This is a genomic window from Vibrio sp. 397 (genome assembly GCF_033339395.1).
GTDB classification, from domain to species: Bacteria; Pseudomonadota; Gammaproteobacteria; order Enterobacterales; family Vibrionaceae; genus Vibrio; species Vibrio alginolyticus.
In genome coordinates this window covers 1-13,572 of the sequence record NZ_JAWOUN010000010.1, presented here as the reverse complement: position 1 = coordinate 13,572, position 13,572 = coordinate 1, and the positions used below count along the sequence as shown (strand labels likewise).

General features: G+C 43.3%; 16 protein-coding genes. 10 read left to right on the top strand and 6 right to left on the bottom strand.

From position 1 onward, the window contains the following. The first annotated feature begins 194 nt into the window (after positions 1 to 194). The 3 genes from R7P36_RS16485 (at position 195) to R7P36_RS16475 (ending at position 2,237) form a co-directional block, all read left to right on the top strand. On the top strand, positions 195 to 554 hold the full coding sequence (locus tag R7P36_RS16485; protein ID WP_005373947.1) for a hypothetical protein: 360 nt from the start codon (positions 195 to 197) through the stop codon (positions 552 to 554). Between the two features lie 214 nt (positions 555 to 768). Continuing rightward, complete coding sequence (locus R7P36_RS16480) at positions 769 to 1,287, top strand: glycine zipper 2TM domain-containing protein (protein ID WP_005373945.1); 519 nt, start codon at positions 769 to 771, stop codon at positions 1,285 to 1,287. Between the two features lie 170 nt (positions 1,288 to 1,457). After that, a complete protein-coding gene (locus R7P36_RS16475; protein ID WP_213879730.1) occupies positions 1,458 to 2,237 on the top strand; it encodes a methyltransferase domain-containing protein in 780 nt (259 codons plus the stop codon). 63 nt (positions 2,238 to 2,300) lie between these two features. Here R7P36_RS16475 and R7P36_RS16470 read toward each other — a convergent pair whose 3' ends face one another. Further along, positions 2,301 to 3,182: a DMT family transporter gene (locus R7P36_RS16470; protein WP_005373940.1), complete on the bottom strand. Its 882-nt coding sequence runs from the start codon at positions 3,180 to 3,182 to the stop codon at positions 2,301 to 2,303. A 93-nt stretch (positions 3,183 to 3,275) separates the two neighbouring features. On the opposite strand from R7P36_RS16470, the gene R7P36_RS16465 reads away from it, so the two are divergent. From R7P36_RS16465 to R7P36_RS16455, 3 genes are all read left to right on the top strand, one after another. Then, a complete protein-coding gene (locus R7P36_RS16465; RefSeq protein WP_005387224.1) occupies positions 3,276 to 4,160 on the top strand; it encodes a LysR family transcriptional regulator in 885 nt (294 codons plus the stop codon). Between the two features lie 180 nt (positions 4,161 to 4,340). Beyond that, positions 4,341 to 4,955, top strand: coding sequence for an outer membrane beta-barrel protein (locus tag R7P36_RS16460; protein WP_005373936.1), 615 nt, complete (start codon positions 4,341 to 4,343; stop codon positions 4,953 to 4,955). A 160-nt stretch (positions 4,956 to 5,115) separates the two neighbouring features. Beyond that, the gene (locus R7P36_RS16455) at positions 5,116 to 6,783 is read left to right on the top strand and encodes an ABC transporter substrate-binding protein (protein WP_171342647.1); all 1,668 of its coding nucleotides are present in this window, start codon (positions 5,116 to 5,118) and stop codon (positions 6,781 to 6,783) included. A gap of 75 nt (positions 6,784 to 6,858) precedes the next feature. Here the strand turns inward: R7P36_RS16455 and ompV are convergent, their stop codons facing one another. From ompV to R7P36_RS16435, 4 genes are all read right to left on the bottom strand, one after another. After that, complete coding sequence (gene ompV, locus R7P36_RS16450; protein ID WP_017635134.1) at positions 6,859 to 7,635, bottom strand: outer membrane protein OmpV; 777 nt, start codon at positions 7,633 to 7,635, stop codon at positions 6,859 to 6,861. A 221-nt stretch (positions 7,636 to 7,856) separates the two neighbouring features. After that, entirely contained in the window at positions 7,857 to 8,390 is a 534-nt protein-coding gene (locus R7P36_RS16445) for a copper resistance protein NlpE (RefSeq protein ID WP_005373930.1), read from the bottom strand. Positions 8,391 to 8,650: 260 nt separating this feature from the next. Then, entirely contained in the window at positions 8,651 to 9,880 is a 1,230-nt protein-coding gene (locus R7P36_RS16440) for a quaternary amine ABC transporter ATP-binding protein (RefSeq protein ID WP_025768003.1), read from the bottom strand. Next, the gene (locus tag R7P36_RS16435; RefSeq protein WP_005373926.1) at positions 9,873 to 10,772 is read right to left on the bottom strand and encodes an ABC transporter permease; all 900 of its coding nucleotides are present in this window, start codon (positions 10,770 to 10,772) and stop codon (positions 9,873 to 9,875) included. The genes R7P36_RS16440 and R7P36_RS16435 overlap by 8 nt, the downstream gene beginning before the upstream one ends. 500 nt (positions 10,773 to 11,272) lie before the next feature. On the opposite strand from R7P36_RS16435, the gene R7P36_RS16430 reads away from it, so the two are divergent. Genes R7P36_RS16430 through nqrM form a run of 3 tightly spaced genes read left to right on the top strand, consistent with a single transcriptional unit; the run spans position 11,273 to position 12,277 of the window. Beyond that, entirely contained in the window at positions 11,273 to 11,563 is a 291-nt protein-coding gene (locus tag R7P36_RS16430; protein ID WP_005373924.1) for a DUF134 domain-containing protein, read from the top strand. Continuing rightward, positions 11,560 to 12,066 (top strand): NifB/NifX family molybdenum-iron cluster-binding protein, encoded by a 507-nt coding sequence (locus R7P36_RS16425; protein ID WP_005387209.1) that lies wholly within the window; start codon positions 11,560 to 11,562, stop codon positions 12,064 to 12,066. Before R7P36_RS16430 ends, R7P36_RS16425 begins: the two co-directional genes overlap by 4 nt. A 1-nt stretch (position 12,067) precedes the next feature. Further along, the gene (gene nqrM, locus R7P36_RS16420; RefSeq protein ID WP_017635136.1) at positions 12,068 to 12,277 is read left to right on the top strand and encodes a (Na+)-NQR maturation NqrM; all 210 of its coding nucleotides are present in this window, start codon (positions 12,068 to 12,070) and stop codon (positions 12,275 to 12,277) included. Here nqrM and R7P36_RS16415 read toward each other — a convergent pair. Then, complete coding sequence (locus R7P36_RS16415; RefSeq protein ID WP_213899741.1) at positions 12,255 to 13,067, bottom strand: phosphotransferase; 813 nt, start codon at positions 13,065 to 13,067, stop codon at positions 12,255 to 12,257. The two genes, nqrM and R7P36_RS16415, sit on opposite strands and share 23 nt — an antisense overlap. 187 nt (positions 13,068 to 13,254) lie before the next feature. Between R7P36_RS16415 and R7P36_RS16410 the strand changes: the two genes are divergently transcribed. Continuing rightward, positions 13,255 to 13,449 carry a hypothetical protein gene (locus tag R7P36_RS16410; RefSeq protein ID WP_005373920.1) on the top strand — a complete coding sequence of 65 codons (195 nt, stop codon included), beginning with the start codon at positions 13,255 to 13,257 and terminating at the stop codon, positions 13,447 to 13,449. Positions 13,450 to 13,572: the final 123 nt, after the last annotated feature.

The window sequence follows — 13,572 nt, the reverse complement described above, 5'->3', positions numbered from 1 at the left end:
AAGTTGATGTGTTATCTGCCTTTGATTGGTGTAAATCGATACGTTACAGCATTGTGGACGGTGTATCTCATCCGACACTAAACTCAGTCTAATCACGTAGTTTATTCCCACGTACCATGAGCTCACTCGGGTATAGACGTCTATCTGCTTTTATGGCTTTGGGCTTCACGTAGTTGCTTGAATCAGGAGTCAAAATGAACCTAGTAGTACATTTGCAAAAGAAAGCGATCCGAAAATATGGCTATGAGATGGCTACTCGCCAAGCATGGAAGTGTGGTATCAAGGCAAATCTTGTAAAGCGCGTGATTGGCCTTTTTAAAGGACAAATTGTTTGTGTGGTTGAAGGTTGCCGAGCAGAGTTTTCTTCTCCTCTTAATAACCCCCTTCACGAAGATGACAAGCAGGGGCGATATGTGTTTGTTGGCGGTGTATGCTGGGAACCAAATAACATTATAGCGCCTGGTTTCCCTGATTTTATGTTTATGCACGTGCGTAATCTAAGCCACCGTCATAAGTATTTAACGGATGACGAACTATTTTTGAGCTTGGCTTAAAAATAAATCTCATAGACTAGTTCAGCCCAATCATAATCAGTAGTGATACAGTTTTAGCTCTGTTGACACGTTGCTGAGTGTTTCTTGACGTATCTTTTATAAAACAGTGTTTCTTTACTTGTTAATGACAGAGGGTTTGTTTTCGTCTGATGTGATTTCCCTTTTGCGATTTACCATAACGCTCATCAAAGCAAACCATACTGGGATGTAAATCATGAATATGAAATCTATCGCAATTGCAACGGCAGTTGTTGCTGTACTAGCAGGCTGTAAAGACAAAACGCCACCAGCTCCAACTCAAGCAAACATTACTTTGGTTGAAGCGGTGACTGAAACGGTGAAAAAGCCGCACCAAGTATGTAAAGACGTGGTAGTAACCGAGCAAGTTGCCCCTGCGGATGACAATAAAATTATTGGTACGGTTGGTGGCGCAGCAGCTGGAGCAGCGCTGGGCAACCAAATCGGTGGTGGCTCAGGTAAAGTGATTGCAACTGCAGCTGGTACGATTGCTGGTGCACTGACAGGTCGTAAGATCCAGGAAAATGTGCAAAAAGGTGATGTAGTAACAACGACGAAAAAACAGTGTCATACAGAATATACGACATCTGATAAAGTAGTGGGTTACGACGTCACTTACGAAGTTTCAGGTGCACCAACGACGGTTCGTTTGGCGAGCAAGCCAGCGACAAAAACGTTCCCAATTCAAGATGGTAACGTTGTTCTACCACAATAGTTAGCGACTTAACCGAAGCGATTAACAAGCCCTTTTATCTTTGAGATGAAAGGGCTTTTTCACATAAGCGGCGTTTTCATCTGTTTTCCCATTGGAATGTGCGGCCAGAAATACCCGTTAATTTCCGCGTTCGATACAATCACTTTTCTTAAAGTACGAACGGAAAAAACATGGAAGATTTTTACCTGACCGAGCACGGTTTGGCTGGTTATTTCGAGGCGCAATGGTTCGACAAGTTCATTGAGGAGCAACAGATTGAGATGATAACCAGTCGCTCAAAACAAGTCCCACTTTCTTTTTTGTCATCACCTCACTGCTCCCAAGTTGCTGATTTTATTGCGCAAGTGGTAATCGGAAGCAGCGTTCAGCCGTATTCCCTACTTGAGGTTGGGGCGGCGCTGGGAAGAAATTATTATGAGCTAGTGCAACGCTTACCTAACCTTAAAGAAGCGACGCTTGTGGAGCCTTCAAATAGGTTAATGGATGGCTTGAAGCAACTGTTAATAGAAGAACAACGCGTCGAGCTTACTTACCTTCACGATGTGAACACCTTAAACACTTTAGAGGTTGAGAATAGAGATATCGTACAGAAATGTGCTCATGTTGATTTGACGCTAATTAACCAGCCTTTTGAGCTCGATACTCTCCAATCTCGCTTTGATTTAGTCGTATGTTTAAATGTGATTGATCAATGTGAGTCGCCACTTAGCGTGATCAATGCTCTAAAAAAAACCACCAAGGTGGGTGGGCTGATCGTTGTCTCTTGCACTTATCAGTGGAACGCGAAACACATCAAAAATAAAGAAGAGGCGGTTGATGATATCAAAGAATACTTTGCTGAAGGCTGGCGTCTAGTGTCGGAAGCCGAGCATGAATATCGCATCCGGTTTAATGATCGCTTTGCAAGGCAGTTTTTATCTCACGTAGTCGCTTACGTAAAAACCGATTAGAGCCACATAAAAAAACCGAGCACTTACGGCTCGGTTTTTTAGTCTTTGGGTTAGAGCACAACTTTAAGTAACGTGCGCTTCTTGTTGCTCTTGCAACTTTTTCTTGCGACGCTCTCGTTTAGAAAGCCAAACCAGAGGCACAACAATCATAATGGTTCCTATTGCCATAAATATGTCTGGCACTTCTCCAAACCAAATCAATCCCACAAACACGGCACCAATTAAGCCACTGTATTCAGCGCTGGCAATTTTGTTGCTATCGATCGAGCGGTAAGCGATGACACATGTTGCTGCATAAATCATGATGAACAAACTTGAGCCAGCAGCAACAGGGAAAGCACTCCAGTCCCAAGGTTCTGCTTCGATCAGAACAAGCAAGAAGGCTACTGGAATACCTGCCAAGTTTGTCATCAATAACGTTTGCATCACAGACTGATTTTTTGGCAGTTTTCGAATGAGCAAGTTATTGATTGCTAAAGTAATTGCAACAACTAAAGCTGAAATGGCTGCCCAATCGATTTGGTCTGGACGAATGATGACCAATACACCGGCAAAGCCCATTATCGCTGCGGCGACCGATTGCTTAGACAACTGTTCTCCAAAAAAGATTGCTGCAAGCGGCAACATGATCAATGGCGCGGCGTAAAAGATCGCGTTCGCAGTTGCGAGCGGTAAAGATGAGATCGCCAAAACCATGAATATTGCACCAAGTAACCATACGTGAGCGCGAACAGCATGCCACTTAAACCCTTCAAGAAAAGGCGCATTTTTTGTTAGCAGGTAGACTGGCAGCAGGAAAAGCACCGCTGATATTTGTCGGAAAAAGACAAATTGAAAAATAGGCACTTCATTTCCGACACTTTTAATTAAAGAGTCCGAAAGCACCGCAATGAGATTTCCAACAATTAATAGCAGCATCGCTGCTCCGACCGATGTAACTTTCACTTTTTCCTCTCCTCTTTCTTTGCCAAAGAGTAGGTGATGTCATAGGATGAAGTGAAGTGATATTTATTAGTTTAAGTATGAGATTTTTAGATAATGAAATTGCCACCACTCAGAGCTGTTCACTGTTTTGAATCTGTTGCCAGAAACTCTAGCTTTTCGCTTGCTGCTGAAGAACTCAATGTGACGCAAAGTGCCGTTAGCCACCAGATACGATTATTAGAAGATTATTTGGGTGAATCATTATTTATCCGTCAAGGCAGAAAGCTCTCTTTGTCCGATACGGGCACCCGCTATTTAGAGGATATTAGCCCAGCAATTAGCTCAATTGCGATGGCCAGCCAAAAGGTGCGAGAAGGGGACAAAGGCAGCATACGGTTGGCGATTTATAGCTCGCTTGCCGTAAAGTGGCTTATTCCGCGTTTGTCTGATTTCAAGCGCTTACATCCAGAAATCGATCTGACACTCAATATGGTCGTTGGTGATCCTGAACAGACAGACAGCGTTGGCGATTGTTTTATCACGGTAGAAAAGCCAAAGCGAAACTACATGTCGGTAAAGTTATACGCGGAGACGCTGTATCCGGTCTGCAGCCATAAAATTTGGAAAGAGTTGCAAGATCAACCGATTCCAGAAGCGCTTTGGCGATACCCTATTTTGTCGACAGACTCAATTTATCGTGAGAGAGGAAAAGACTGGGCTGAGTGGTGCAGAGCGGGCGGTTACACCTTGCCGAAAGATGTCGATGTTCAACATTTTAGTCATATGTTGTTGGCAATAGAGGCGGCGCGTTATGACCAAGGCATCGCATTTGCGAATGATTTTATGCTTAATGAAAGAGATAAAGCGCACGATTTGGTGTATATCCCTTCTCATGGATTGGAAACCGGCGACAGCTTTTATTTTATTCATAAAAAGAGTCGAGCCAAGCAAGCGGAAATCATCAAACTCACTAACTGGTTGAAGCAGCAATGCTTGTGAAATGACTAAATTGTCAAAATTAAGAAAGAAAGTGGCAAAGTTGTGTCTAAATATTTCATGTTTTATTGAGTTTTTATTCATTAACATCCACTTGGTTTTGAAACCAAGTGAAATGGATAGCATGGCATGCTTAAGGATGGGCAAAACACAACCTCAATAATTAACAGGCAGTGAAATACAATGTTTAAAAAAACATGGCTAATGACAGCCCTTCTAGCAACATGTTCTGTTGCAAACGCAGCTCCTTACGTTGGTGCATCTGTAGGTCAAGCATCGTTTGGTGATGTTAATGGCTCTATCAATGGTGGTGGTACTAACGCTAGCACTAAACTTAAACTTGAAGATGACTCAAGCCTTTCAGGTAAAGTATTCGGTGGTTACAAATTCAACGAATACATTTCTCTAGAAGCAGCCATTGGTGGCTACGATGCTTTAGACGGCAAAGTTGTTACTGTTGGTGATATGAAGTATCTATCGATTCAGCCAAAAGCGACTCTACCGATTGGCGATCGTTTCAACCTTTTTGCTAAAGCTGGTCTTTCTTACTTCAATGCTGAATTCAAAATTAGCAACTCTGTGATTGACGGTAGCGCAGGCCATACCACCATTTCTGACAGCACTGTAACAGGCATGTACGGTTTAGGTGCAGAGTTCGCTATTACTGAAAACTTTGCTCTACAAGTTGAATGGGAATACATGATGCCTGAGCTAGACATTGCGAAATTTGGCAATGAAAAAGTAACGGTTGATGCAGACATCAATGTATTCTCTGTAGGTATGAGCTACCGTTTCTAAGAATACTTATTCAAGTTACCTCTTGGCTTAGTAAACGTTTTTGACTTCTGTTGGTCGAGCTGAGTCCAAGCTTTGAATTTGTTTAGATATAGCACAGGAAGTTTAGTTGCTAAGCGTCCTGTGCTATTTTTTTGCTTTGGAATAACTCTTAGGAATCTTTGTGAACGATGTCAATCTTAGGTATCTGGATCTACTGTTAAAGCACTTTGAACCTCACCAGTATCACCTTGTTACGCTTTCTGAGCTAGAAGCGGTGATTTGCACGTCGAGGCGCAATGTTTCTATTGTGATGAAAAAGCTTGCCACTTACGATTGGGTCGATTGGCAACCTGCGATTGGCCGAAGTAACGCTAGCCGTCTCAGTATTAATATTTCCCTCCAACAAGCGATGACCGAGTTTTTGGTTGAGGAGCTTGGCAGAGGAAGAATGAACTCAATAACGAAACTTATTGATTGGTTCGGTCAAACCGCGGTTAGAGCACTAACCATCGCTTCTGAAAAAGTGAATCGATTGAATGAATCAAATAACGCTATTTTGATTTCTTCTTACCCTTGGGTATCCAAAATCGACCCTGCGAATACTTACCGTCACACTGAATTACACGTCGCGAAAAGCGTTTATGACGTATTGCTGACCCAAAATTCCAATGGTGGTATCGAGCCATCGTTAGCACACGAATGGAAAATGGAAGGCAAGGTAATGACGTTATGGTTGCGGCCAGGCATATATCGCCATGATGGCGAGCCCCTTAACATACAGGATGTGGTTTGGAGTATAGAAAGACTCAGGGAGATAAAAGGACCAGTTCACGAGCTCTGGCAATGCATTGATAGTGTGGTTGCAGAAACATCTAACTGCTTAAAAATTATATTGAAGCATCCGAACAAGTTGTTTCCATACATGCTAGCAACTCCTCATGCGTCTATTCTGTGTCGAGATGTCGTCTCTTTCGGTTCTAGTTATTCCTACCACATCGGGACTGGGCCATTTAAAATTAGCGGCTGGAACCAGGAGAGTATGACTCTTGAAGCGCACAAAGAGTATTTTTCAGCACGCGCATTGTTAGATCAAATAACGCTGTCTCATGGTGATGTTAAAACCTTAAATATGTTGAGCTTTAACCAAAGCTCCGATCACGTTGAAGTGGAAAAAATTAGCGCATTTTCATATCTGACCTACCGCGAACGCGCGGAATCCCAACTCACAAAAGAGACTTGGTATCAACTCGCTGATTACATCCATGTGCAAAAGCGAATTTATGATGCGCCAAGTGCCGTTGACAGCATTCAGTTAGAGACTCATGAGCAAGATTTATCAATAATAGATGGTGGTGTGATACCTAAACTGAAAGGTAAAGTGGTATTAGCTGAACCTGTCTGGACGATACCGAGTTTAATTCGTCATTCCGAATGGTTGCACAGTGTGATTCGTGCAACGGGATTGGAGTTGGAGATCGTCGTTATTGATGACATTAGTTTTCCTGAGGTAGTGTCTCACCAAGCAGATTTGCTCTTCATTGAGGAAGTCATGGAAGCACCATTTGAATATGGCATCTTCGAATGGCTGTCGATAGCAACTGGACTGCGTTTTAGTTTTGATCAAAGCCAGATGTTAAGCCATAGAGAAAAGGTCCGCAGGGCGATGGCTGATGATCACTCGCTGCAGTCTTTATTAAACCTAGAGAAAGCGCTGCGCGATCAGTACCTATATTTGCCTTTGTTTGTTGGCTACGAAGAAGTGACAAAAACACAGCAAGTGCGAGGTGTGCAGGTGAAGAATACAGGCTATAGCGATTTACATAGGTTATGGATTGCTCATTCACACTAACGTCTGTGTGCAATATGATGCAAATGTCCAACGCATAAAGCCATCGAAATGATGGCTTTATAAGGGCGTGTCGGATTAGAAGTTGTACGACACACTTGCGCCAACAACCCATTGGTTTGCACTATCAACGATAGAAGAGTCGCTGATACCGCTGCCTAGGCGCGTGTATTGTGTCATTTGGCTTACTTGCCAGTTGTCGTTGATTGGCATAACAAGTTTGTAGCCCACACCATAGCTTACCGTTGAATCACCTTTGTATGCTTTGCGGTTTGCGTTTGCTTCGCGTTGTTTTACACCAAAGTAGTAATCTACGTAGTCTTCACTTTGATAAGTTAGGTTAGCAAAAGGAACAAAATCAACACTACCGAATTTCATGATGTGGAAGTAAGTCGCACCCGCTAAGTAACCTTTGTAAGCACCACTGATATCGTGCTGAAGGTACGTAGAAATGACGTTGTTTTGATCCAGTGTAAAGTCTGCGTTTAAACCTAGATCGACGGCGAAGCGGCGTTTATCTGTGCCTTTCAGGCTTTTCGCTGTATCACCGTCGCGCATTACACCGCTACCTACAAGGTAGGCACTCATGTTGATTAACTCATTGGTGTTACCGAAGAAGCGGTAGTTAATGCCACTTAGGTCGGCATTAAAGTCGTCACCATGGTAACCACCGTTGAGAATTGGTGCTGTATTATGCTTTTGATCTTTGAAAAGATCGCTGCCTTGAGCCACACCAGCTTCTACGTTCCAACCGCCTTCGTTGTTGTAGATGTTACCGTTACGAATGTAAGTATCGCCAGCGAAAGCTGAGCCAGCAGCTGTCAGAGTAAGTAGTGCAATTAATGTTTTTTTCATCATTTTTCCGAGTTGTTCTGTTTTGTTTTGAACACTGTACAAAATGACGTTGTAAGCATCTATCGGCAAAGCGTATGGAAATGTAATGAACAATCAGGGTAAGAAGCAGAATGTTGCTTCAGAATAGAAAGGTTGCTGGAATAGTTTTCGTTAAAATAACGAAAAATCCGAGCTGGGGTGGCTCGGATTTGAGGTATTTATCAGGTATTGATACTAACTTCTTACTGTTTCGTTAAGTTGTATAGTGGTGCTAGGTCACCCGTTACTTTTTCGCCATTCATGTCTAGCTTCATAAGTACGTTTTCACCAACAAAGTATTGGTTTGGTGCATCTTCATTTGTCAACGTTACGATGCTGCCATTTGCGTCCCAAGTGAATTGACCTTCAGATTTTGATTGACCGTCTTCTTTGTCTTGGTAGCTTTCTTCAAGTACGTAAGTGCCATCTTGATTTAGTGTGATGGTCATATCGATACCAGCACAATCCGCGCAAGGTAGTGTTCCTTTGTAGGTGCCGTTCCAGTCCAGAGCACTTTGTGCGTTGTGTTCAGAGTCTACAAATGTCTCTTCAGTAATTACCTGTTCTTCTTCTACTGGTAACGTGTCAATTGTCTCAGTCGTAACGTCTGCACTGGTGGTGACTTCAGTTTCCGTTGCCTGAGGTACTTCAACTGCGCTTGTTTCGGCTGGTTTCTCATCTTGACAGCCTGCAAGAATGATTACCGCGCCTGTTAGTGCCAACATTGTCTTTTTCATTTTATCCCTCTTTAAATCAAGATTTTGTATGAGAGTAATAGTAGACATTTATCGAGGATTTGCGTCATCAAAAAGCAATAGAATGATCTGACTATGTCAATAAAACCGGATATGAGCATGAAATTGTCAGGAAAATCAGAATAATGTAAATGTTGCTTTGGGTATCAAGCTTGAGCCCACAGACAAATATCTAAAAGGGGATTGGGAGCGAGTTAATTGATAACAGCCCACATTATTGTGAGTTGTATTATCAACATCATCTAAGAAACGTTATTGAAGCTTGAGCGTGAAGTGCCTCGTTTTGTGCTTCGTTGATCAGAAAACAGCTCCGCAATAACCTGACGATTTAATTCGCCTTTCAAATTGCCGTGCTTATCGATGACGGGCAGTGAATATTCACACGACATGACTTCAGTCAGCACTTGCTCAATGGCTAAATGTGGAGAGATGATAGGCACCTCTTCATAGATATCATCACGCCAATCTGATAGGTGAGTTAACTTCGCTGCGTTTAGCAATCCTTGCTGTGTTATCACGCCTTGATAGCCTGCATTGGTCTCATGGTAGGCATAATCACGTTTAACACGTTTCATTTCACTCAGCGCATCTTCAATGGTTTCAGCGCGAACACAGTACGAAGGTGGCTGCATCAGCGTTTCGACCGTCAGTGCTCGCGCTCTATTGACGTCTTTTACAAAGGCTTCAACGTACTCATCGGCAGGATGCAGTAAGATTTCGTCCGGTGAACCTTGTTGGACAAGTTCACCGTCTTTAAGTATCGCGATGCGATCGCCAAGTCGAAGCGCTTCATCTAAATCATGAGTAATGAAAATAATGGTTTTGTGCAGCTTCTGTTGCAGCTCTACCAACTGATCTTGCATTTCGCTCCGAATCAGAGGGTCCAATGCTGAGAAAGCCTCGTCCATCAACAGTATTTCGGCGTCGGTAGCCAGTGCCCGTGCAAGGCCCACACGCTGTTGCTGTCCACCCGATAGTTGAGCAGGATACTGGTGCTCATAACCCGTCAGTCCAACGGTTTCTAACCATTCATTTGCTTTTTCTAAGCGCGCCTCTTTATTTATTCCCTGAACTTCTAAACCATATGCGATGTTGTCGATAACAGTGCGATGAGGCAGCAAGCCAAAGCGTTGGAACACCATAGACATCTTGTGACGGCGAAACTGTTCAAGCTCTTTGTTAGAAAGTTGCATGACATCCACCCCTTCTACCAAAATCTGCCCCATGGTTGGATCGATTAATCGGTTGAAGTGGCGAATCATGGTGGATTTTCCAGAACCGGATAATCCCATAATGACAAAAATTTCACCCTTTTGAATTTGCAGGTTGATGTCTTTTAGTCCGACCGTATGGCCCGTTTCCGCTAAAACCTGCTCTTTACTATGTCCCAACTTAACGCGCTCAATCACGCTATTGGGCTTGGGGCCGAAGATTTTATACAGACCGCTGATTTCGATAAGTGGACTAGTCATGTTTTGAGTCTCCTAAATGAGCTTGAGTGCGTTTCGCATACGCTTGTGAAGCACGATCAAAAAGGATTGCTAGGGCGACAATTGCTAAACCATTGAGAAGACCAAGAGTGAAATATTGATTGGTAATAGACTTTAGAACAGGCTGACCTAAACCTTTTACCCCAATCATTGATGCGATGACCACCATTGACAGTGCCATCATGATCGTTTGGTTAATTCCCGCCATGATGGTTGGCATTGCAAGCGGAAGCTGAACCCCAAAAAGCCGTTGCCGAGTGCTGGCACCAAATGCGGTTGCGGCTTCCAATACTTCTTTATCAACTAGACGAATGCCCAAATTGGTTAAACGAATAACCGGTGGAATCGCGTAGATCACTACTGCGATAAGGCCAGGAATTTTCCCGATGCCCAATAACATCACAACTGGAATGAGATACACAAATGCCGGCATGGTTTGCATGACGTCGAGTAATGGTGTTACCACCGACTGAATGCGATTAGAGCGCGCCATAGCGATGCCGATAGGGATACCAAGTGCGATGGCAAGCATAGTACATACAGTGATGATGCTGAGCGTGCGCATAGTGTCTTCCCACATTCCAAAATAGCCAATCAGAATCAGCGAACCAAAACATGCAGCGGCCAGTTTCCAAGAGCGGCTGGCGGCATAAACGAGAGTGGTGCAGACACCTAAAATAATGAACCAAGGTGTAGAAATCAGAAGTTTTTCAAACCAGACAAGAAACGCAAGGAGCGGATCAAACAGAGACTCAATGAGTTCACCATACTCGCGAGAGAAATCTCTGTAGGCGCCGTCGAGTGTTTTGCGAATCGCCCTGAGATCAGAGGCATCCATTTCCGGGAATTCGCTGAGCCAATTTGAGTCAGACATATGTACTTCCTTTTTCTGATATACCTAAGCGCTTTCAAGAAACTTAATTTGGCAAGAAGAGTAGGGCGCCTAGGCCAAGTAATGGTCGTTCGACAGGTTCTGTATCGAAAGTATTACCCTTTAAGCTCAGGCCGATGTCGTCAAACTTCTCTTTTTCGTTCCTTAGGTATACATCCTTTTAAATAAAACAATCATTAGTGTTCAAACTAATGATTTGCTTGGATTATAGTTTTTCTTCTTCAATAAAATGAACACATTAGCGTGTATTTGTATGAAAAATCTGCGCAAACTAACGTTTTTATTATCCGGTTAATTAGAATTGATCTTTTTGTTCGTTTGTCATCAAAATTCCTAAATTATTAGATGTCTAATTAATGCTGATGTATTACGTATTTGTCGTGTTGATTTTTGCAAACTTAGTTTATTGGCATATGCTAAAAATGTTATTGGCATATGCCAGTTTAAGGCGTAATTTGACTCTGTGTTTTTGAGGGACAATGATGGCAAGACCAAAGATAGAAAGACGAATATGCGGACGTGCGGCTCACCATTGCTTTAAGCCCAATGGCATTCCATTTAATCAGTTGGAGCAAGTCGCCATATTACCAGAAGAGTTAGAAGCGCTACGTTTAGCCGACTTAGAGGGGCTTAGCCAGCAGCAAGCTGCGGAGCAGATGGGCGTTTCTAGACAAACTTTTGGTAACACAGTAAAAAGTGCAAGATTGAAAGTCGCAAAAAGTTTAGTTGAAGGTCATGCATTAGTTTTTCCGAATGAGGAGTCAAACTTATGATTTATGCTATTCCTAATGATGGTGAGCGGGTGGCAAACCACTTTGTAAAAGCACCATACATTGCTATTTATTCTGATACTGACGGTATGCTAAAAAACTTAGCGAACATTGCTTCTATGCCACAAGCGGGTTGTAATGCGAAGTCTCAGTTGATTCAGTCTCTACAAGGGTACAACGTGGATGCTGTTCTTGTGCGAAATATCGGTGAACGTGTATTGGCAAAGCTACTTAGCAGTGGCACGCCAGTATTTAGGCTGTCTACTCGTAGTTCCTTGGAAGATGTGCTTGCGGTTCCAAGAGAGCCTTTGATTGAGCCCTCTCAAGGACGCCCATCAAACAATCATAAGAAAAGTGTTCACAAACAAAAAGGCGGCTGCGGCTCCTGTGGTTGTGGTGGCCAAAAATCAAAACCCTCCTTGTTGGCAAGACCTAAAGCGCTACTCAAAGCAACATCTAGCCCTGCTATACTTAAGCTAGAGTCGATGGCTAATAAGGCAGGTTAATATGGTTTGGTTATTTACCTTTCTTGGTTTTCTCGCAATCATTTTGTTGATGTCACTTGGCGTCATTTTTCACAACAAGCGCATTCAAGGGAGTTGTGGTGGTTTGAATAATGTCGGCGTTGACAAGGTGTGCAATTGTGAAACCTCATGCGCAGAACCTGAAAGGCGTTTATATCAAATCTCAGAGCCTAACTCATCACCTGAGCGCTAAGGCTTTTGGCCCATTGCGGCAAGGTTTGCCGAAACCAGTCCAAATATTTGCTGGTCTGCGGATTCTCTCTGGAGACCAGTATGTTGACTACCTCGACAACGATCCACGCTTTTGCTAGTCCGATATCGCGCGCCAATTCTGTTGTTTCACCTTTCTCTGCGCACTCTATATACTTGCCTGCTACGTTCAAGTAATCATCAAATGTGCCCATGCCCTCGATGAGCGGCGCTAAATCTATCGCGACATGCCCTGTAGAAAAGCGTTCCCAGTCGAACAGCACTAGCTCGCTATTTTCGCGCTGTCCCCAGTTTCTAGCATTCGAGTCTCCGGAGATCAAGTTCTGCCTATCAAAAAGGTGCGCCGATCGTTGTTGGAGGTTGTGGAAGAACTGCTCTGTCTCTGAGCCCAGTTCAAGTGTAGCGAGTGCTTGTTGAGTCGCTTGTGGTGTCCACTGGTGGCGGTGATAAACACCATCTGATGTTGGTGGAAGTTGGTGCAGTTTGACGAGTTGTTCAATGACTCGATCATCTTCAAGTAAGAATGCTTGCTCGACTGCGTGGGGAACGTATTCAATGTGCAGAACGTTTTTCTGGTCGTCGAATTGAATCAAGCGCGGTACGTGTATTCCAAGCGCGTTAAACTGTTCGGCATAGCGTTGATAAAACGCGACTTCTATTTGAGTAGGGTTACGTTTTTCTATTACTTGGACGCCATCTTTTTCGATGAGAAAAACTTTGGCACTGCCCATTTGGTTGAGTTCTTGCTGCGACACCGGACTTCCTGTCTTCATGTAGAGAGAGCTCACCTTAATCGCTGCACTCACGTTTGCCAATAGCCACGACAAAGTGCCTCAAAAATATTAAATGCAACTGTTTAAATATGATTTTGTCGTTGGTGTCTAAATTTTACACAGTTACGCCTGTACTCCGATAAATTCGTTCTACGCTTACTATTCGTCTTAATAAAGGAGAACCAAAATGGCTGTAATGAAGCAGGATATTCCAAATCGTGTAACGGTTTACCATGACAATATCGATCAAGAACAAGAGCTGAAAAATGCGATGCTGCCAGAGAAACCGCGCTACTTTAACGGTGCTCCGACTTACAAAGCGAACAGCATCGAAGAGTTTGAAAGCAAAATCAGTCAGATAGGTTTGTCTCTCGATAAATAATTTTTCTTTTACCTAAAAGCGCCCTCAAAATGAGGGCGCTTTTTTGTTTTCAGCCCTAAACCACCTACTTCAGTAGGTGGTTATCATCCGTTTCGGCTTTGCCTGTAAAACTACTCATGCTAA

Bases quoted from the DNA above. Each gene is read 5' to 3' on its own strand.
- R7P36_RS16425 (WP_005387209.1), top strand. From the start codon at position 11,560: ATGATTTATGCTATTCCTAATGATGGTGAGCGGGTGGCAAACCACTTT.
- R7P36_RS16415 (WP_213899741.1), bottom strand. From the start codon at position 13,067: ATGAAGACAGGAAGTCCGGTGTCGCAGCAAGAACTCAACCAAATGGGC.
- R7P36_RS16465 (WP_005387224.1), top strand. From the start codon at position 3,276: ATGAAATTGCCACCACTCAGAGCTGTTCACTGTTTTGAATCTGTTGCC.
- R7P36_RS16445 (WP_005373930.1), bottom strand. From the start codon at position 8,390: ATGAAAAAGACAATGTTGGCACTAACAGGCGCGGTAATCATTCTTGCA.
- R7P36_RS16475 (WP_213879730.1), top strand. From the start codon at position 1,458: ATGGAAGATTTTTACCTGACCGAGCACGGTTTGGCTGGTTATTTCGAG.
- R7P36_RS16410 (WP_005373920.1), top strand. From the start codon at position 13,255: ATGGCTGTAATGAAGCAGGATATTCCAAATCGTGTAACGGTTTACCAT.
- R7P36_RS16460 (WP_005373936.1), top strand. From the start codon at position 4,341: ATGTTTAAAAAAACATGGCTAATGACAGCCCTTCTAGCAACATGTTCT.
- R7P36_RS16440 (WP_025768003.1), bottom strand. From the start codon at position 9,880: ATGACTAGTCCACTTATCGAAATCAGCGGTCTGTATAAAATCTTCGGC.
- R7P36_RS16430 (WP_005373924.1), top strand. From the start codon at position 11,273: ATGGCAAGACCAAAGATAGAAAGACGAATATGCGGACGTGCGGCTCAC.
- R7P36_RS16480 (WP_005373945.1), top strand. From the start codon at position 769: ATGAATATGAAATCTATCGCAATTGCAACGGCAGTTGTTGCTGTACTA.
- nqrM (WP_017635136.1), top strand. From the start codon at position 12,068: ATGGTTTGGTTATTTACCTTTCTTGGTTTTCTCGCAATCATTTTGTTG.
- R7P36_RS16485 (WP_005373947.1), top strand. From the start codon at position 195: ATGAACCTAGTAGTACATTTGCAAAAGAAAGCGATCCGAAAATATGGC.
- R7P36_RS16435 (WP_005373926.1), bottom strand. From the start codon at position 10,772: ATGTCTGACTCAAATTGGCTCAGCGAATTCCCGGAAATGGATGCCTCT.
- ompV (WP_017635134.1), bottom strand. From the start codon at position 7,635: ATGAAAAAAACATTAATTGCACTACTTACTCTGACAGCTGCTGGCTCA.